Source organism: Mammaliicoccus sciuri (assembly GCF_002901825.1).
Classification (GTDB): domain Bacteria; phylum Bacillota; class Bacilli; order Staphylococcales; family Staphylococcaceae; genus Mammaliicoccus; species Mammaliicoccus sciuri.
Window position 1 is genome coordinate 36254 of record NZ_PPQD01000007.1, and the last position, 19383, is coordinate 55636.

Here is a 19383-nt window from a genome sequence, read left to right on the forward strand (position 1 = left end):
AATCATCTCGACCTCTTTTTTGTGTATTTAACTATCATTATTCTGAATTCTGGTAATTAGAACTCGTATCCTTACGGACATTTCTCAGAATTCTGTCCCTAACGACACCCATAACATACACTTCTCAAACAATATCTATTATTTTAATGTTGGATCATCTTTTTTCATGACTTGTTTATATTTACTAAATGTTTCTTTATCATTTTTAGAAAATGCTTCGTTCATCATTTGTCTTTTTTCGGCTCTTCTTCTTCTGTCTTTTTTTGTTTCTTTACGATCATACCTGAAGTTTAGTGAAGTACCTTTTTTAGTAAATTCTTTCATATACATATATGATCCTGAATTATAAGCTGCTCTAATAATCATATGCCCTGCTACTGGAGATGTTAAATATAAGAACAATATTGTTAATAATGTACGGACACTAAAGTATTCTTGTGTCACTAAGAAATATATAAACACACCTGTCAAAGTAAGCAACACAGATAATGTAGAGCTTTTAGTAGCGGCATGACTTCGAAGAAATGTATCTCTAAAGCGTACAATTCCTATCGCACTAATGAGCGCTGCTATTGAACCTAACAATATTGATAAAGCGGCAATTAAACTAACGATCTCGCTTAGATTCAAAGACACGACCCCCTTCTATGAAACGTGAAATACCTACTGTACTCAAGAAAGAAAGTATTGCGATAATTAAACTCGCTTCTAAATAACTGAATGTATCATAAATAATGCTTAATACCCCTACTACGGAAACTAGAATCGCACCGATAGCATCAAAAGCAATGACTCTATCTGCGGTAGTAGGACCTATGATCATTCTGAGAAGTACGACAACAATGGAAATACCATATATAACAAGCGCTGTTTTGATAATTGCTAAAATGATAAATGACATTATTTAAGCACCTCCCAGATTAGTTTTTCGTATTTCTTAATTTGCTTCGTTAAAATTTCTTTTTCTTTATCTGAAATATCAATTGCATGTATAAAGAATCTTCTACCATCAGGTGAAAGTCTAAGCACGACGGAACCTGGTGTAAGCATAATAAGCAATGTTAACAATGTAATCGCCCAATCTTGTTTTAACGTTGTTTCATAAGTTACAAGACCTGGATTAACTTTGTTCGTTTTAAATAAAATATAATTGATTGTTGTCATACTTGAAGTCACAAGTTGATAGTTATAAACACATATAAACTTGAAGATTACCCAAACCTTTTTCAAGTAGAAGACATGTCCGAAGAATCTATGCATTAAATAAACAATAAAGATACCAATGAGATATCCACCAACAAAGGTTGATAAATGAAATTTATCTTCATCTTGGAACAGCGTCCATAAGAAGGCGATTAAAATATTTAATAACAACTGTGCCATTATTACTTCGCCTCCACTTCTACGTTTGGAATAATTTCTTTAATATATGACTGTTCATGTATGTTAAATTGTGCTGCTAATTCTGAAATGTTTAATACATATTGTGATGCAATACCTAATAATATGGTAGCTACTGTTAATATAATCATCGCGTATAATTTATGTTTAGAAAGTGGAACTTTGTCAACTTTAGGAATATCGTTTCTACCGAAGTACATCACTAAGAAAATTCTTAGTAAACTGTACATTGCGATGACACTTGTAATTACCATCACGATGACACCAATTGTATAACCATTATCTAAAGCACCTTTAATAATTAATAATTTCCCAGGAAATCCACTAAATGGTGGTACACCACCGATTGATAAAATCGTGATAAAGAATATAATCCCTAGACTCGGATAATATTTAATTAATCCACCAAATTGATCATAATATCTCGTGCCAGATAATAATACGAAAGTACCAATGATTAAGAATAGTAATGTTTTGATAATCATATCGTGACTGACATAGAATATTGCGCCCGTGATGCCATCACTATTATTTGCACTTAAACCGAGAACAGCAAATCCTATTGATAAAATAACTTGGTACGCTGCAATCTTTTTAATATCTTTAAATCCTAATACACCGATACTGCCGATGATCATTGTGATGATAGCCATGATATATAAAAGGAAGTGTGTAACTTCTGGCTTTTCATCGAACATCAACACCATAACTCTTATCAATGCATAAACTCCGACTTTAGTCATTAGGCTGGCAAACAATGCTGCTAACTCAGTGTTTAAAGCTGCATATGCTTTCGGCAACCACATAAACATGACTAAAGCTGCTTTACCACCAAAGACAAAAATCATAATAACTGCTACTAAAGTAACGGTCGTTGGTTGATTGCTTTCAGTAATACGCATTGCGATATGTCCAAAGTTCAAAGTACCTAACGTTCCATATAAATATGCTACACCCATTAAGAAGAACCAAGAACTGACAACGTTAATAACAACATAGATAACACTCGCTCTTAATTGTTCAATAGATTGTCCAAGTGTTAATAATACAAATGATGCTAATAACATAATTTCAAACATAACGTATAAATTAAAGATATCTGCCGTTAAGAAGCTTCCGTTTACACCTGTTAATAAAAATAGTATAAAAGATGGTAAGAAATATCTATTTGCTACTCTTTCTCGCTTACCAAAACCAAAATATATAATAACTGTTACAACAAAACAAGAAACAGTTGTAAATAGAAGTGCCAATTCATCTCCGACAAATTGTATACCAAATGGAGGTTGCCAATCACCAAAGTTAATAACGAGTACTTTATTTAAACTGACTTCTACCAGAAGCCATGCTGTGATGATTGTTGTGATTGCTAAACTCGTTATCGCGATACGTCTTGTTAAAGCTAAACGTTCTTTAAAGAAGAACAATATTAATCCAGTAATTAAAGGTACGAGTAATGGTACTAATATTAAATTATTCATCTACATCTTCATCCTCACCGCGTAACGCTTCTATTCTATTTACTTTCGTCAACTTAAATGTTCTATATATAAGCACGAGTAAAAATGCTGTAACAGCAAAACCAATAACGATAGCTGTTAAGATTAATGCTTGTGGTAAAGGATCGACATAATCTTTTCCTTCTCCATTAATAAGTGGAACATTATTTCCACCAAACTCGCTCATTGATAAAATCATTAAGTTTGCTACGTGTGTATAAATTGCTGTACCAATAACAATTCGAATTAAGTTCTTAGACAAAATCATATATGTTCCTACAAACGTGAGTACGCCTATTATAATGACAAGTATTAAATTCAACTGTTATCACCACTTATCGCAAGCATGATTGTTACAACAGCCCCTACTACAGTAAGTAGTATGCCGAGCTCGAATAGTGTAACGCTTGATAAATGAATCTCACCTAACAACGGCCAAGTCATATAGCCATCTTCATGTGTTAGCATCGGATGCCCAAAGAACATAGGAATAATACCTGTACCAATTGAAATGAGACATCCAATAATCGTAACTGCTCTAAAGTCTAATGGCATAGATTGAACGACTGTTTCCACATCAAAAGCTAAAAACATTAAGATAAAGGCTGAGCTAAAGACGAGTCCACCTATAAACCCACCACCTGGGTTATCGTGACCAGCAAGAAAAATATAAAATCCAAACGTCAATATTATGAATATAGCAATTTTAGATATCGTTTCTAATACAACATCATTTTCTTTCATTTGGCTCATCCTTTCTTATCTTAAATTTAACTAATGTAAATATGCCTAATCCTGCAATTAATATAACGATCCCTTCAAGCATTGTATCTAATGCTCTAAAGTCTCCTAGAATACCATTGACGATATTTTTAACACCTGCTAATTCGTATGCATTATCATAGTAGAATGAAATTTTGTCGAACAGACTATCTTGTTGCATCATAATAACAAAGACAACAACAAAGACTGCCATTAATAAAGCAATTGTTAATTTCACAATTTCACTGATAACATTTGGTGTATCCTTCTGAACATTTGGTAAATGATAGAAGACTAATAAGAATAATACTGTCGTAATCGTTTCTATAACAAGTTGAGTTAAAGCTAAATCAGGTGCTTTCATAAATATGAATACGACCGCGATTGAATATCCGATGACACCATTTAAAATTGTCATTGTCATTCTTTCTCGAATAAACATTAATGCTGTTGCAGTAATCACAATATTAATTAATATAATGATTTCAAATGTTGTCGCTTCAGTAATATGGTAATAAGCAATATCATAAATACCTACTTGATAAATACCATATCCCATAATGACAAAGAAGATTACATAGATAATGTGTAAATATTGGTTCAGTTTATTATTCATAATACCTTGAATTGAAAATGTACTGATACGATCTAATGCATCCATACCTTTCGTATATAGCGTATTGATTTCTAAGTTTTTAGAAATCTTACTATAAATAACATCCCATTTTGGCACGAGTATAAGAAGAGTCCCAATAATGTATATGCCAAGTGTTAAGAATAATTCCACTGTAAATCCATGCCATGCTTTAATATGTGGTAAATGAGCCATAATCTCGCTATCGTGGAAGATATCTCTTAATGCTGGTCCAATTAGATATTCTCCTAGTACATTTGGTACAAAGAAAATGATTGGAACAAACAATACGATAATCATTGGTGAGATTAATAACCCGCCGCCATCATGACGCGGTACTTTCGGTAATTGCTCTTTTTTAAGCTTACCGAAAAATGGTTCTTTAATGAGTTTAATACAATATACAAATGTAAATATACTGCCGACAAAGCCAGCTAATATCATCACGGTAGACATCGTTTGATTAAAGATATCTGTGTGACCTGTTTCTACTAAACTCGTAAAGAACTTCTCTTTACTTAAGAAACCATTAAATAAGGGTATACCTGCCATAGATAGTGCACTGATTGTCATAACGATTGCAGTTATTGGCATGATTGTTTTTAATCCGCCAAGCTTTTTAACATCTCTTGTTCCTGTTTCATGGTCGATAATACCGACACCCATAAATAGAACACTTTTGAAAATCGCATGATTTATTAAATGGAATATTGCTGCAAATAAACTCGCTAAAAAGATTTCATTATCTGCTTTAAAATTACTATTTAATGCTAATAACCCTAAACCGATCATCGTCATAATCATACCGAGCTGACTGATTGTTGAATAGGCAAGCATGGCTTTTAAATCTTTCTTGTTAACTGCAAAGAATGAACCAACTAATAACGTCACTAAACCGATTGTGACTACTGTATAAACGACCCATGTACTTTGACCGATAATTGGTGTAAATCTTAATAATAAATATAATCCTGCTTTAACCATTGTTGCTGAATGTAAATAAGCACTGACAGGTGTTGGTGCTTCCATTGCATCTGGTAACCAAATATGAAATGGAAATTGTGCAGATTTCGTGAATGCTCCGAGTAAGATTAAAATGACTGCAAGTACAAACCATGGTGATTCATAAATTTTATCAATCATACCGACTTGTTCAGTAATTGTATTCGTACCCGTAATGCTGTATAGCAAAATCAAACCTACTAACATTGCCATACCGCCAAACACTGTAATTAAGAATGATTTCAAAGCACCTTCTTGACTCTTTCTACGTTGATACCAATATGAAATGAGCAAGAATGAAGAAATACTTGTTAACTCCCAAAATGTATACAACAATATCGTATTATTTGAAAGTACGACACCTAACATTGCTAACATAAACATTAACAAATACGTATAAAATCTTGGAAGATTCTCTTTTTCATGGGAAAGATAATAAATGGCATATAAGAAGACACCTGCACCAATTAATGAAATAAGTAGTGCAAAAATTAAAGATAGACCATCTAAACGTAAATCTAAATTAACATCTACAAGTGGAATCCACTCTTGGAAATAAGTAATACTTTGGCCAGCATATATCGTCTTAATCTGACTTAAGAAATATATGGAACTTAGAACTGGCGCAATTAAACTTAGCCATCCAGCAAATCGGCTAAACTTTGTATTCATCGTCATGAGCACGATCGAAATCACAACGATAATCATTAAAAACAGCCATATTAAAGCCATACATTGACCCCTTTCTCTCTATATATTAAGTTCAATTGTCGTTTCTTTTTTTATTGTCGTGACATCAATGAATTTTAAAGTTTCTATTAAAGATTGATGTCCGAGGTATTTTTGAATAATCGAAACAGATACCCCTGATTTGAAGGCATGATATGCAAAAGTCTTTCTTAACGAGTACAACCCGATATTCTTCAACCCTACTTCTTCAGCTGCAACATGTATAATTCGATAAGCTTGTTGCCTTGATAATTGTTTTTTTGTTTTGATGGACATAAACACAAAGTCATCTCTTTTTAATCCTTCTTCATATATAAAAGTGGATAAACTTGATCTCAAATGTAACGGTATAACAACTTTAATTAAATCCTGTTCGTCATTTATCCAATCTTGCTTTATATCATTGTCCTCATCAAATAAATCTTGGACCGTTAAATTAAGTAGCTGGTTTACTTTCATACCCGTATGAATAGCTAAGCTAAACAATAAATAGTCTCGTTCACTATGTGATTTCAATACTTCATACATTGCTCTAATGTCATCTTTATTCTTAATTGGAGATACTTGTTGCATAAATTTGGTCCATCCTTCCTAATTAAGGTACATATTAATAATAATATATATTTGAGTAACATGAAAGTAATTTATACATTTTTTTGTCGTTTTTACATACTTGCTTCGATATATAAAGTGAAAGGAGGTTTTAATCATGGAAACAGTTAAAGATATCAACATCATTTTATTGCATCAGTATTTAGATGAAGCTTCTAAAGTAAAAACTGTTCAACGTAAATTTAATGCAATTAATTTAAATGTTACACCCGAACAAGTTAAAACTTTTAAAGGCATTATCGAAACATTAAGTGACGAGAAATTTAAAGATGCATATATCGTCAAAACAATACAGATAGAGAATTAATGCTATCTAAAAAGATTTAGGAGGTGAAAATATGAAAAGAGTATTAGAATTAACATTCAAAACATCTTTAGATAAAACATTCACATTACAAATTCAAAATCCAAAAGCAGACTTATCAAGTGATATCGTTGAAAATGCGATGAATAAAATTATGAATCTTAACTTATTTAACTTAAACAAAGGTGAGCTCGTATCAATCCATTCCGCACAATATATCGAGCGCAGCACACGCCAATTGATTAAATAAATATACTAGAGTAACAGAAAAGGCAAGGACATTAATTTTGTCCTTGCCTTTTTCTTATATATCTTTAACAAGTGTTTCGTATTTTTCTTTATGTGATGCATCCATAAAATAGTAAACTTTTCTTTCGTCGAGATTACTTCTATATTTATCGATTAAACCTTTTCTATATAATTTTGCTAAGTTTGTACCTATATTAGAAGGTCTTGTTGTTAACTCTAAAAGTTTTCCACTAAGAATTTCTTTGATTGTAATTTCTTTTGCAGTATATATTTCTTCTAAAATAATGAAATCCACGAGTGATAATTTCTTTTCATTTTTTAATGTTGTCAATTTATTCTCATAGTCGATCATTTGTTGAATGGTTTTGTTGAATGTTTCTATCAAGTAAAGCCCTCCCAATTTAATTTTCCCCGATTTTTAATAGTTCACAATACACAAATTACATTAATTATTATTTTAACGCGTTTTAAATTCATATTTTGATTAAATCGATTAACATATTTGATTTATTATGAAGTATCTTCTCCATTTTATTAAATTAGGTAACATTTACATACGATTTTTGATATCATATTGTTAAATAAAGAAATATATTGACGAATTTTGATGTTTTATTCCATAATTTGTCTATATTTAGAGGTGATTATTTGTACAATTATAAGATTTCACTCCATAAAGAAAGTATCATTAATCCGAAGTTACTTGGATTTGGTGCTTTATGTTTTGTTTTAGAAGGTCACACAGAAGTTACATTAAATCAAACGACTTATGAATTTAATGTCGGTGACCTATTTTATCTTCAAGATAACGATAATTATTTGCCGATTATTAATAATGGATTAGTCGCTATACTTCATATTAGTTATGCAATGATGGAGAATTTAAGTGGAGAAGAAGCATTTGTCTTTAGGATTCCACGTACGACGAAGACAAATGAATTAGATAGATATAAGCATGAAATTAAAGAATTATATATTAGAGCCATACTTGCAAACTTAACAAACGTTAAAATTAGATGTAGTAATTACGTTGTTGAAATTTATAAAATCATGTTTGAACGTTTTCAAGTGGATACTAAAAATTATGGTCATATTGAAATTGAACTCAGTAGCCTTATTTATAAAGTAAAACAATATATTGATCAAAATTATCACGAAAGATTATCACTTAATAGTGTCGCGAGTCATTTTTATATTTCTCCTGAACATCTATCTAGAGAATTCTCTAAACAAATGGGTACTACATTCATACAATATTTAAAAGAAAAAAGACTTTTTCAAGCGACATATGCACTACTGTTCACTCAGTTTAAAACAGAACAAATCGCAAATAGTCATGGCTTTTCTAGTTATCATAACTTTAATAGACAATTTAAAGAACAGTTTCATGTAACGCCTAATCAATATCGTCTTCAATATAGACGTCATAAAAAAGATAAAGAAAATGAAGTGATTTCTAAAGAGGAAAAAGCTTCATTGATTTCGAAATTACAAAAATTGATGCATAATAAATCGTTTGTTCATGAATATAAAAGGATGGCATTTAGTGATGTACCTTTTAAGACACTCTCAGCAAATCATAAGACATATTTACATATCGGTGATGTTTATGATTTTTATACACCTTTTCTTGGAGAAATTTTAGAAAATGTAGAGAAAATGACGGATACGCCGATTATTGTCATTCACTGTTCTATGAAGACTTTCTTTAGTGAAGAACATCAAAATCATTATAAACAAAATTTAGCATTTTGTTTAAGTATGTTTTCAGATACGAGAATTATACCTGCCATAAAAATATATGATATTGATTATGGCGACGACAGCTTTAAAAACGACTGGCATGAATTAATAGATGCCATTTATAACTATTTCTATAATAAGAACGGAGAAATCTTCTTCGATGTAGATTATAATGATATTCATCATATTAACAAGCAAATTAGAGAAACAAAGATGAAATTACCTGATATACATATTGGATTAAATGCGCCAAATCCATTTATGCATATATATGAAGAATTAGAGATCGATTTCTCGCAATATGAAGACATTGATGCCTTTGCATTAAGTTATAACTTTAATGACTTGTATAACTTAAATGAGATCAACAATTATGATATCGCAGATATTACAAAACAATATACTAAACAACTCATTCAAAATATGGCTTATTTAAAATCAAAAAATAAACATGTTATTCCTATTGAATGGAATATATTAAACGGTGATACGTATACAAGTAAAAGCTTTTATTTTAATGCATCAATTATGTTAAAGCATTTAATGAGTATTACAAATTACATATCTGGTATAGGATTTTGGTTAATGGAAGAATCATCTGCTAAATATTCAACCATCGATCAACCTTTATCTTTATATTTAAAATATCACTGTAAAAGTCCAACGAATTATTTATTATCTATACTGAGTCATTTTAACGGTCATGAATTTTCTGAAGGTCCAAACTATATTAAATTTGAAATTCATAATAAAATATTCTATTTATTATTTAACTATGAGCTGTACCACCCACATGATATCAACTATCAAAATAATATCGGGATTATACTATCTTATCGAGACATTCCATTCAATAATTTCAGAGTCACTAAAATTACTTTCGATCAAGACAATGGAAATATCTTTAAAGCTATTAGAAAGTTAGATCATACTCATGGTAATTTGGACTTCTTAAATACAGTATTATTAGATAGATATTGTTCACCAGATATAGAAATGGCAGATTATAATACAAATAAAATTGACGAAACTTATTTCTTAAAGACGAACGCTGTACAATTATTAATTGTACAAAATAGAGGATAGAGAAACACATATTAAAACAAACGAAATAAATATTCAAAAAAATCTTGGGCATCGAATGGATGTCCAAGATTTTTTATATTTAATCTAATTCTAAGTTAGTACGATAATTATCTACGACTTCTTTCTTGCTTGAATCGCTAGGTACAAAATAATACAATCCATCATCTAGAATGGCATCTTGACCTTCTAATTGATTTCTATCAACATTATCTAATGCGTCACTATATTTAGATCTTAAGCTATTGATTTGTGAAATTTTTAAATCTGTTTGAACATTATCGCCTAATGTATCAAAGATTTGGTTGATTTTCGGTAATGAACCGATACTTACTAATTCTTTTGCTAATGCTTGGATAACAAGTTGTTGTCTTTCTTGTCTACCAAAGTCTCCACCAGCACCATCTTCTTTTCTACTTCTAATAAATGCTAAAGCTTCGTCTCCATCAAGTTTATACTTTTGGTCTTTAACATATGAATTGCCTTTAACTGTAAATGTTGCATTACTTTTAACGGTTACGCCACCTGCTTGGTCTACTAATTCTTTAACACCATCCATATTAATTGTCGCATAGTGGTCAATCGGTACATTCATTAATTTCTCTAAAGAATTAATTGCCATTTTTGGTCCACCATATGCATATGCATGGTTAATTTTCTCGACAGAATCTCTGCCTACGATTTGAGCTCTTGTATCTCTAGGTACACTTACCATTACAGTCTTTTTCTTATCAGGGTTGATGGATAATAGTAATATTGAATCTGATCTTTCTCCGCCACCTTCTGCTGCTCTTGTTGAATCTGAATCAATACCGAATAATGCGATAGATATCGGATCGCCATTCGTATCTACTGCTTTCTTTCTTAATTCTGATTTATCTCTGTCTAATGGATTATGTATTGAATTACCTAATGCAAAGAATTTATAGACAAAAAATGCGCTCACTAATAAAAATACGAGTAATAAAATAATAATGATTGTCGTTACTATTTTGAATGCTGTTGACTTCTTTTTCTTTGTAGAACGCTCATATTGGTTTGCCACGTGTTCTCAGTCCATTCTATTTTTTTCTTTATTATACATTTATTTATACCACATTTCCATATTGAACATAATTATGTGCACAATTTAAATAATCCTGTAATGAATATTTAAATTATACAAAGATTCCATACTTATTTCTGGAAAATCTATACATTATATGATAGAGTATTATTATAAATCTACAACGTTACTTGTTTTTTAATTTTTATGACATATTAAACGGGAAAGAGGATGAGATTCGGCGATCTCATCCTCTCTTTTTGCGTCTATTTGTTTTAGATTTAATAACTTTTGTTTTTATATTAAACTCATCTGGATATCTAATTCTGACAACATCCCCATAAAATAACCTTTGTTCTCCATACCTTGTACATAAAGATAACTCAGGATATACTTCTTCTACTTTTGCAATATAATTATATGACTTATCTCTTTTCAATACATCAATATAATAACCAGGTTTAATACCTTTATCTGTTCCTGCATTAATAATAAATGACGTATCATCTAATATTCTTATAATTTCCACTTGTTTCATGATTTCACGCTAACTTTCTTTAATTCTTATTATATGAAATGTGATGATAAGCGCTTAGATGACTGCTACTATTGTTTCATAGAGTTGAAGAATATTTATATAATTTGTCTTATGCCATTTCTTTTTCTTTAGGATATATAAACTTTTTACATTATTAATATCACTACATTACATTTTTTGGCAATAAGATTATTAGTTAAATTGTACTATTTTTTTATTGTTTTTTCAATATAATACTTAATTCAAAGAGACTGGGACATAATGGAATGTCTCAGTCTCTTTTAGTATCTTGGCAGTAGATGACTGAGTTGAAAATGCACTTGTAGCAAGCTTTTTTCAACTCTAGTCATCCTTGCCGGGGCGAGACTACGAAATCTTTTTTTCAAGTTAGATTTCTGTCTCGCTCCCTTTGATAATCCTATTCTAGATACAATTCTACTGCATCTCTTGTTTTACTCATTGTTACGACATGTTCATCATAATTTCTTGATAAGTAACTATAGAAAAGAATATCTATAGTCATAAGTTGAGATATAAGAGAACTTGTCGCTGCTAACCTCAAACTTTTTTCAGAACTTGCGTCATGAATTAAATATATATCAGAAGCTTTTGCTAATGTAGACTGTTCTGACTGTGTTAAACCAACTATTTTTACACCATATTTTCGAGCTACTTTTGCTAAAGATAACGTCTCATGATTCTCGCCTGAATTGGATATACCTATCAGAACACAACTATCACTATGTGAAGCAATGGCTGTCGCTAAAAAGTGTGTATCTAATGAATGAATCACTTGTTTACCTATTCTAGTGAACTTCTGATACAAATCTTGAGCAACCAAACTTGAAGCACCGACACCAAATACGATAATCGTATCTGTATCGTATAATTGATTGACAACCTGCTCAATATGTTTACTCGAAATATTCTTTTCGGTCATTTCAAGTGTATGAGAAGCTCTTGTAATAAGCTTCTTACTAATTGAGTCGACTGTTTCATCTTGTTTAATTTCTTGATAAATACTTTGTTCATGTTGCGGTAAATATCTAGAAATTGCTAACTTCAAGTCTGTGAACCCTTTAAATTCAAGTTTATGTGTACATCTAATAACAGAAGCTGCACTCGTATTCGTTAATTTGCCAAGTTCTTTAGCGCTCAAGTTAATTGTTTTTTCAGGATGTTCAATAAAATATTCTGCAATACGTTTTTCATGTTTCGTTAAACGTGGCATTTGTTCTTTTATAAATATGAGTAAATGTTGATGTTCCATATGATTTAATCCTCTTCTAATTCTTGTGGTGCCGTCATTTCTTTATTTGTTCCAAATAAATATGTGGCAATGAATCCTCCAAGATATGCTGCAAGCAATCCTGCGATATATCCTAAATACATATTATCAGAAATAAGTGGAATAAGTGAAACGCCACTCGGTCCAATTGCTGATGCACCGATATGACCAATGCCACCGATAACTGCACCACCAACACCGCCACCTATACATGCTGTAATAAATGGTCTACCTAAAGGAAGTGTTACACCGTAAATCAACGGTTCTCCAATGCCTAAAATACCAACTGGTAATGCACCTTTAAGTAAGTTGATAATCTTTTTATTTTTTCTACATTTAAACCATAATGCAAATGCTGCACCTACTTGACCTGCACCAGCCATTGCTAGAATTGGTAAGAGGTAAGTTGCACCAGATTGATTAATCATTTCAATATGAATCGGTGTTAATACTTGGTGTAAGCCAAACATTACAAGTGGTAAGAACGTTGCACCTAGTACAAATCCACTAAATGCACCACCTATATTTAGAACCCAATCTATTACGCCTAATAAGCCATTTGAAATAAATCCGGCAATTGGCATGATTAAGAAAATTGTTCCTAGTCCCATAATAAATAGTGTAATCGTTGGCGTGACAATGATATCTACCGCACTCGGAACGACTTTGTGTAACCTTTTTTCAATTAAAGATAAAATCCAAACTGCAATGATAACTCCAATGACACCACCTTGACCGGCAGCTAATGGTTCTCCATTAAAAATATTTTTAAGTGGACTTTCTGGATCCATACCCGTCAGCATGGTTGTACCACCAATAACACCACCCAATCCTGGTGTCGCACCAAATTCTTTTGCAGCATTAATCCCCACATAAATCACGAGATATGCAAAAATACCATTTTTAATGATATCGAATATTAATACGAACTGTTCCCATGTCGCACCATCTATTGTACCTGCTGTTAACATATTAGATAGTACTGCAGAAATACCACCAATTAAACCTGCACCAACAAAGGCTGGAATTAATGGTACAAATATATTAGCAATAGATCTTAATACTTTTTTAAATGGTGTTTGATTCTTCTTATTAATACTTTGCTTAAACAAATCCGCTTCTTTTTCAACTTGTTCTTTATTAGATGCTTTATGCTTTATATCTTCACCTAAAGGAACCCCTATAATTGAACTCATTTCATTAGCTACTTTATTAACAGTACCTGGTCCAATTACAACTTGAAGCATATCATCTTCTACTACACCCATTACGCCCTTTATATTTTTTAAACCTTCGACATCGACTTTACTGTAATCCACGATATTCATTCTGACACGCGTCATACAATGTATCACTTTGTCTAAATTATCTCTTCCGCCGACTTCTTTAAGAATATTTTGTGCAATCTCTCTTTCTTTTGACATAGCCTACACACCCCTTAATTTACGTGTTTCTCACAAACCCCTTAGCTTGTTTAAGTCTTACTAATGCTTCCTCTTTAGAAATTCCATGCATCCCCATTACAATTGCAACTTTCACTTGTTCATCACTTTGATTGAATAATCTCTCACTATCTTCATCCGTTGTTTGCAATACTTCTTGAATCATGTTTACAGCTCTTTGCTTTAATTTTTTATTAGTTGGTTTTACATCAATCATTAAATTCTCATATACTTTTCCTATACCAACCATAGCCCCTGTTGATATCATATTAAGAATTAATTTTTGAGCAGTACCAGCCTTCAATCTTGTTGAACCTGTCAATACTTCAGGACCAACATCTACTTGGACCGGATAATCTGCATGTTTACCAACTTCAGATGCTTTGTTGCATGTCACACAGCCAGTAGGTACATTTATACTTTGTGCGTATCTTAAACCACCTATTACATATGGTGTTCTACCACTGGCAGCTATCCCGATAACCGTATCATGTTCATTAATATTTAAGTCTCTTAAATCTTGTTCTCCTAGACTTTCATCATCTTCTGCACCCTCAACAGCTACAGTCATCGCACTTGGACCACCCGCAATAAGTCCTACGACAACATCAGGTGTTACACCAAATGTTGGTACACATTCAGCTGCGTCTAATACACCTAATCGACCACTTGTACCTGCGCCCATATAAATTAATCTTCCACCATTGTTTAATCCGTTAATAACTTGTGTAATTAATTGAGCAATTGCATGATTTTCTTCTTTAATAAACTGAGCTACTTTTTGATCTTCGTTGTTCATAACATCAACAAATTGCTCAGGTGTTAATGTGTCTAACTTAGACGAGTGCTCATTTCTTGATTCTGTCGTTAAACGACTGATATCCATTTATTCTTCCCCCTTCACAAACTGAAAAGCTGTACCTGCATCAATTAAATCTATGCATGGTATATCTTGTTGGTATACATGTCCAATAACATTAACAGCTTCATGACGCTTTAAATCTTTATTGACGATTTGTAATTCATTCATATAGCGACCATACTTGTTATTATCTAAAGTAATCGCACCCCTTGTTCTTGCAACCGTGTTTTCAGGTAATATTTCAGATTGAAACATTTGCCGTCCTTCTTCTGCTCTAATCACATCTCTTGCTTTGTCTTTTCTATTATGAAAAATTCTCCCAATATAACTTTCTAAATGCTTTGTTTCAGATTGCACATGAAGTGACACGATTCCTTTATTAAAGAAGTTGTTGAATTGATTAATCGTTGTTGTATCGATACCTGTATCCCCTATACATATATCATCTACTCCTAATGCCGCTAATTCATGAGCAGCAATTAATGGGTGGCAATATCTATGATCTTCTAATGTAGGTAAGCCTTCATATACCGGACCTCTAAATACCGTACCTGTTACAAAAGCCATAATTGAAATATCCGGGAATGATGTCTTTAATTTTGTGTTTTGCTTTATAAAGTAACCTTTATCCAGTCCAGTTTCAGGACGTGGGTAATAATTATGCGCAACCATAATACGAGACATATCAATATCTTGATCTTTAAGTTCATCCAACAAACTAATAGCATCCGTACTAGCATTACAGACAATTTTAACTTCACTTAATAATGAAATAATATCTGGAATCGCTAGAGAAATATCTAACCTTATATAATCAATACCTAAACCTTTTAATACATCAGGTTGCCTATAAGAAAGGCCAAGGTTTTGAAAAGCATGAGGACTCGCATCAGCTATAATCTCAGCTTTATCACCTACAAGTAACTTTAATGCTTTTAACCTATCAAAATACAATTCCGAATTCTCTTCAGGAATTTGAAGAGAAGTAAACACATAGTTGAAACCATGATTTAACATCGTTTCAATATATAATTCATCAAACGCCTCACCTAAATATACCGAAAACCCTAACATAGCAACTCACCCCTATTGGAATCGTTTACATTATCTCATTTTTGAAATATTATTTCAATAGTTAAAAGTTTATATGAATATTTGCGAAATCTCGTTACAGAATGTGGGGATTGTAGGTAAATTTGAAAGTAATGGGCTATCTCTTGGCTTTATTCACACTTTAAGCCAAGACTTGGGCTATCTCTTGGCTTTATTCACACTTTAAGCCATGACTTCAGCTATCTCTTGGCTTTACTCAGCACTTAAGCCATGACTTGGACGATCTCTTGGCTTTACTCAGCACTTAAGCCATGACTTGAGCGATCTCTTGGCTTTATTCACACTTTAAGCCAAGACTTCAGCTATCTCTTGGCTTTACTCAGTAATTAAGCCATGACTTGCTCAATCACTTGGCTTTACTCAGCACTTAAGCCATGACTTGAGCGATCTCTTGGCTTTACTCAGTAATTAAGCCAAGACTCTATTTAAATTTAATACATTCAATCTCTAAGATTACTCCCCACCCAAAAAAACGCCGGAACTTCTGCAGTTCCGGCGTTCTTCATTATTCTATTATTTCTTATTTATCAAACGTTCTACTAATTGGTTTACTTGTTCGATATTTTTAGTTTGTCGATTCAATATTTCTACGATCTCTTGGTTGTCTTTGTTTGTTTTAATATCATCTTGAGTATTATTTTCTTGCTTGTAACGATGTTGACGCAATGCTTCATATAATACTTCATCTTTATTTGTTTCATCTATCTTATCGTATATTGCTTTTGTTTTTGGACTTACTTCTATTGTTGTCGCATTTGTATTGTCTGCACCTGCTTCTTCGGCAACTTGATTATTCTCACTTAATGCATGTCCTTCTATATCGATTTTAGGTAAAATTGAATTTAGCCAATTTGGTATATACCATGATGCTCTACCAAATAGTTTCGTCAATGCTGGAATAATTGTCATTCTTACGATAAATGCATCGAATAAAACACCGAATGCTAATGCTATACCCATCGATTTAATCATAACATCATCTTGGAATACGAAGCTGATGAATACACTGAACATAATGAGTGCTGCTGCGACAATAACCGGTCCACTTTCTTTAAGACCAACTTTAATGGACTTCGTATTATTCATTGTACGTACATATTCTTCATGTACACGTGACATAAGGAATACTTCGTAATCCATGGCTAAACCAAATAACAAACCTATTGTGATAACTGGTAAGAATGCTAATAGCGGACCTGTTGTATCTACCCCAAACAGGCTACTCATAAAGCCATCTTGCATGATAAGTGTTGTGAATCCTAAAGTCGCTGCTAATGATAATACAAATCCCAGTACTGCCTTTAAAGGAATAATAATTGATCTAAATACAACCATTAATAATATGAAGGCTAATAATATAATAACACCTGCAAATAACGGTATCGCATCGTTAAGTTTTTCAGACATATCTATATTAATAACACTTTGACCTGATATTTCTGTATCTAAATCATATTTGTCTTTAGCATCTTTATTATAATCTCTTAAATCATGAACTAAATCATATGTTGATTCTGCATTTGGACCTTTTTCAGGAAGAACTGTCACAAGTGCATAGTCTTGATCTTTGTTCAATTGAGGTGGTGTGACAGTTTTAACATTTTTAATATCGTCTACATCTTTCATCAAATCTTGTAAATCATTTTGTAATGCTTTTGGATTATCTTTTTTATCAGAAGTATCTACAAGCATGACGATCGGACCATTAAAGCCTTCTCCAAAATCGTCAGAAATAATATCATATGCTTTCTTCTCTGTAGAATCATTTGGTTTCATACCATTATCTGGTATACCTAAACGCATATGTGTCACCGGTAGTGCTGCTGCAATTAAAATGACAAATCCAATGATTAAAGCAATCCACGGTTTACCTACTACAAATTTTGACCATGATGTATCCAAACTTTCATTTGAATGTATTTTACGTTTTTTCGGATGAATTTGTTTATGGAAGACACTAATTAATGCTGGTAGTAATGTAATCGCACTGAGTACAGCAAAGATAACACTTAGTGCTGATGCAAATCCCATTGTAGCTAAGAAATCAATACCAACTAATGCTAAACCACAGACAGCTATGACAACCGTAACCCCTGCAAAGATAACGGCACTTCCGGCTGTACCTAATGCTAATCCAATTGCTTTAATATGATTTTTCTCAGTCTTAATAATTTGTCTATATCTAAATAAAATGAATAAAGCATAATCAATACCTAACGCTAGTCCAATCATAACTGCTAATGATAGCGTAACGTTTGGAATATCAAATGAATACGTAAGTAAAGCGATTGTACCAATACTAGAACCAAGTCCGATAACCGCACTTAGTATTGGCATGCCTGCAGCAATAAATGATCCGAAAGTCACAAGTAACACAACGAAAGCAATTACGATACCAATAGCTTCAGAAGCGCCACCAATTTCAGTATTCGCAGTTAAAGCATTACCTGTTAATTCAGTTTGAATATCGTCATCATCTTCTAAAGTTTTAACAGCATCTTTAACTTTCTCAACGGAATCTGATTTAATAGAAGTTTGAGATACTTTATAATTGATATCTGCAAAAGCAGTTGTTTGATCTTTATTAATTTGTTTATTTTTATAAGGATCTGTCACTTCTTTAATATCATCATCTTTATCTTTTACATCTTTTAAAGCTTTTTGAATATCTTGCATAACTTTTTGATCCGTTATGCCTTTTTTATCTTCACTTTTAAAGACAACTCTTATATTTGCCTTTTCACTATCTTGATTAAATTCTTTCTCAATCTTTTCATTCGTGTCGATCGATTTAATACCACTCATTGTAATATCGTTGTCAAATGTGGGTTTATTAATCGTTAATGGCGTCACGATTCCAGCTAATAAGATGACCCATATAAATATTGTTAACCACTTATGTTTAGCAATAGAAGAACCCAATTTGTATAAAAAGTTCGCCAAAAATATTTCCTCCCTTAAATCTACTATATAGTTTATGCATACAGTGTATACAGCATAACGTTTATACTAACACCTGTAATGTTCCCTAAAAAGAGATAAAATCCCAAATGTGTATACTTTGTCTACACTTTTCA

At 32.0% G+C, this 19383-nt stretch carries 19 protein-coding genes; 3 read left to right on the top strand and 16 right to left on the bottom strand.

The window, feature by feature from the left end:
* Nucleotides 1–138: 138 nt before the first annotated feature.
* The 8 genes from CD035_RS01910 to CD035_RS01945 are packed head-to-tail and all read right to left on the bottom strand — an operon-like array spanning nt 139 to nt 6600.
* Nucleotides 139–630 carry a Na+/H+ antiporter subunit G gene (locus CD035_RS01910; protein ID WP_025906003.1) on the bottom strand — a complete coding sequence of 164 codons (492 nt, stop codon included), beginning with the start codon at nt 628–630 and terminating at the stop codon, nt 139–141.
* Nucleotides 608–901 carry a monovalent cation/H+ antiporter complex subunit F gene (locus CD035_RS01915; RefSeq protein WP_078355149.1) on the bottom strand — a complete coding sequence of 98 codons (294 nt, stop codon included), beginning with the start codon at nt 899–901 and terminating at the stop codon, nt 608–610. The genes CD035_RS01910 and CD035_RS01915 overlap by 23 nt, the downstream gene beginning before the upstream one ends.
* On the bottom strand, nt 901–1383 hold the full coding sequence (locus tag CD035_RS01920) for a Na+/H+ antiporter subunit E (protein ID WP_048540046.1): 483 nt from the start codon (nt 1381–1383) through the stop codon (nt 901–903). The genes CD035_RS01915 and CD035_RS01920 overlap by 1 nt, the downstream gene beginning before the upstream one ends.
* 2 nt (nt 1384–1385) lie before the next feature.
* The gene (locus CD035_RS01925; protein ID WP_048540044.1) at nt 1386–2882 is read right to left on the bottom strand and encodes a Na+/H+ antiporter subunit D; all 1497 of its coding nucleotides are present in this window, start codon (nt 2880–2882) and stop codon (nt 1386–1388) included.
* Complete coding sequence (locus CD035_RS01930; protein WP_048540042.1) at nt 2875–3222, bottom strand: Na(+)/H(+) antiporter subunit C; 348 nt, start codon at nt 3220–3222, stop codon at nt 2875–2877. Before CD035_RS01930 ends, CD035_RS01925 begins: the two co-directional genes overlap by 8 nt.
* Nucleotides 3219–3644 (bottom strand): monovalent cation/H+ antiporter subunit B, encoded by a 426-nt coding sequence (locus tag CD035_RS01935; RefSeq protein ID WP_025906014.1) that lies wholly within the window; start codon nt 3642–3644, stop codon nt 3219–3221. Before CD035_RS01935 ends, CD035_RS01930 begins: the two co-directional genes overlap by 4 nt.
* Nucleotides 3631–6030, bottom strand: a complete 2400-nt coding sequence (locus CD035_RS01940; protein ID WP_048540041.1) for a DUF4040 family protein — start codon at nt 6028–6030, stop codon at nt 3631–3633. Before CD035_RS01940 ends, CD035_RS01935 begins: the two co-directional genes overlap by 14 nt.
* 18 nt (nt 6031–6048) lie before the next feature.
* A complete protein-coding gene (locus tag CD035_RS01945) occupies nt 6049–6600 on the bottom strand; it encodes a tyrosine-type recombinase/integrase (RefSeq protein WP_048540039.1) in 552 nt (183 codons plus the stop codon).
* Nucleotides 6601–6736: 136 nt separating this feature from the next.
* Here CD035_RS01945 and CD035_RS01950 point away from each other — a divergent pair, with 136 nt between their 5' ends.
* Nucleotides 6737–6946 carry a DUF1659 domain-containing protein gene (locus CD035_RS01950; RefSeq protein WP_025906021.1) on the top strand — a complete coding sequence of 70 codons (210 nt, stop codon included), beginning with the start codon at nt 6737–6739 and terminating at the stop codon, nt 6944–6946.
* Nucleotides 6947–6977: 31 nt separating this feature from the next.
* The gene (locus CD035_RS01955) at nt 6978–7193 is read left to right on the top strand and encodes a DUF2922 domain-containing protein (RefSeq protein ID WP_048540037.1); all 216 of its coding nucleotides are present in this window, start codon (nt 6978–6980) and stop codon (nt 7191–7193) included.
* Between the two features lie 54 nt (nt 7194–7247).
* On the opposite strand, the gene CD035_RS01960 is transcribed toward CD035_RS01955, so the two are convergent.
* The gene (locus CD035_RS01960; RefSeq protein WP_048540035.1) at nt 7248–7577 is read right to left on the bottom strand and encodes a MarR family transcriptional regulator; all 330 of its coding nucleotides are present in this window, start codon (nt 7575–7577) and stop codon (nt 7248–7250) included.
* Nucleotides 7578–7840: 263 nt separating this feature from the next.
* Between CD035_RS01960 and CD035_RS01965 the strand changes: the two genes are divergently transcribed.
* Complete coding sequence (locus CD035_RS01965) at nt 7841–10021, top strand: AraC family transcriptional regulator (protein ID WP_048540033.1); 2181 nt, start codon at nt 7841–7843, stop codon at nt 10019–10021.
* A gap of 79 nt (nt 10022–10100) precedes the next feature.
* Here CD035_RS01965 and CD035_RS01970 read toward each other — a convergent pair whose 3' ends face one another.
* The 7 genes from CD035_RS01970 to CD035_RS02000 form a co-directional block, all read right to left on the bottom strand.
* On the bottom strand, nt 10101–11063 hold the full coding sequence (locus CD035_RS01970; RefSeq protein WP_048540032.1) for an LCP family protein: 963 nt from the start codon (nt 11061–11063) through the stop codon (nt 10101–10103).
* Between the two features lie 247 nt (nt 11064–11310).
* Nucleotides 11311–11601 carry a hypothetical protein gene (locus CD035_RS01975; protein WP_048540031.1) on the bottom strand — a complete coding sequence of 97 codons (291 nt, stop codon included), beginning with the start codon at nt 11599–11601 and terminating at the stop codon, nt 11311–11313.
* 418 nt (nt 11602–12019) lie between these two features.
* The gene (locus CD035_RS01980; protein WP_048540030.1) at nt 12020–12871 is read right to left on the bottom strand and encodes a MurR/RpiR family transcriptional regulator; all 852 of its coding nucleotides are present in this window, start codon (nt 12869–12871) and stop codon (nt 12020–12022) included.
* A 5-nt stretch (nt 12872–12876) separates the two neighbouring features.
* The gene (locus CD035_RS01985; protein ID WP_048540028.1) at nt 12877–14313 is read right to left on the bottom strand and encodes a PTS transporter subunit EIIC; all 1437 of its coding nucleotides are present in this window, start codon (nt 14311–14313) and stop codon (nt 12877–12879) included.
* 19 nt (nt 14314–14332) lie between these two features.
* A complete protein-coding gene (murQ, locus tag CD035_RS01990) occupies nt 14333–15217 on the bottom strand; it encodes an N-acetylmuramic acid 6-phosphate etherase (protein WP_048540027.1) in 885 nt (294 codons plus the stop codon).
* Nucleotides 15218–16267 carry a MupG family TIM beta-alpha barrel fold protein gene (locus tag CD035_RS01995; protein ID WP_048540024.1) on the bottom strand — a complete coding sequence of 350 codons (1050 nt, stop codon included), beginning with the start codon at nt 16265–16267 and terminating at the stop codon, nt 15218–15220.
* Nucleotides 16268–16819: 552 nt separating this feature from the next.
* A complete protein-coding gene (locus CD035_RS02000; RefSeq protein ID WP_048540022.1) occupies nt 16820–19249 on the bottom strand; it encodes an MMPL family transporter in 2430 nt (809 codons plus the stop codon).
* Nucleotides 19250–19383: the final 134 nt, after the last annotated feature.

Coding starts and splice junctions, on each gene's coding strand:
- CD035_RS01985 (WP_048540028.1), bottom strand. CDS start 14,313: ATGTCAAAAGAAAGAGAGATTGCACAAAATATTCTTAAAGAAGTCGGC.
- CD035_RS01935 (WP_025906014.1), bottom strand. CDS start 3,644: ATGAAAGAAAATGATGTTGTATTAGAAACGATATCTAAAATTGCTATA.
- CD035_RS01995 (WP_048540024.1), bottom strand. CDS start 16,267: ATGTTAGGGTTTTCGGTATATTTAGGTGAGGCGTTTGATGAATTATAT.
- CD035_RS01950 (WP_025906021.1), top strand. CDS start 6,737: ATGGAAACAGTTAAAGATATCAACATCATTTTATTGCATCAGTATTTA.
- CD035_RS01975 (WP_048540031.1), bottom strand. CDS start 11,601: ATGAAACAAGTGGAAATTATAAGAATATTAGATGATACGTCATTTATT.
- CD035_RS01915 (WP_078355149.1), bottom strand. CDS start 901: ATGTCATTTATCATTTTAGCAATTATCAAAACAGCGCTTGTTATATAT.
- CD035_RS01980 (WP_048540030.1), bottom strand. CDS start 12,871: ATGGAACATCAACATTTACTCATATTTATAAAAGAACAAATGCCACGT.
- CD035_RS01920 (WP_048540046.1), bottom strand. CDS start 1,383: ATGGCACAGTTGTTATTAAATATTTTAATCGCCTTCTTATGGACGCTG.
- CD035_RS01940 (WP_048540041.1), bottom strand. CDS start 6,030: ATGGCTTTAATATGGCTGTTTTTAATGATTATCGTTGTGATTTCGATC.
- CD035_RS01945 (WP_048540039.1), bottom strand. CDS start 6,600: ATGCAACAAGTATCTCCAATTAAGAATAAAGATGACATTAGAGCAATG.
- murQ (WP_048540027.1), bottom strand. CDS start 15,217: ATGGATATCAGTCGTTTAACGACAGAATCAAGAAATGAGCACTCGTCT.
- CD035_RS01925 (WP_048540044.1), bottom strand. CDS start 2,882: ATGAATAATTTAATATTAGTACCATTACTCGTACCTTTAATTACTGGA.
- CD035_RS01955 (WP_048540037.1), top strand. CDS start 6,978: ATGAAAAGAGTATTAGAATTAACATTCAAAACATCTTTAGATAAAACA.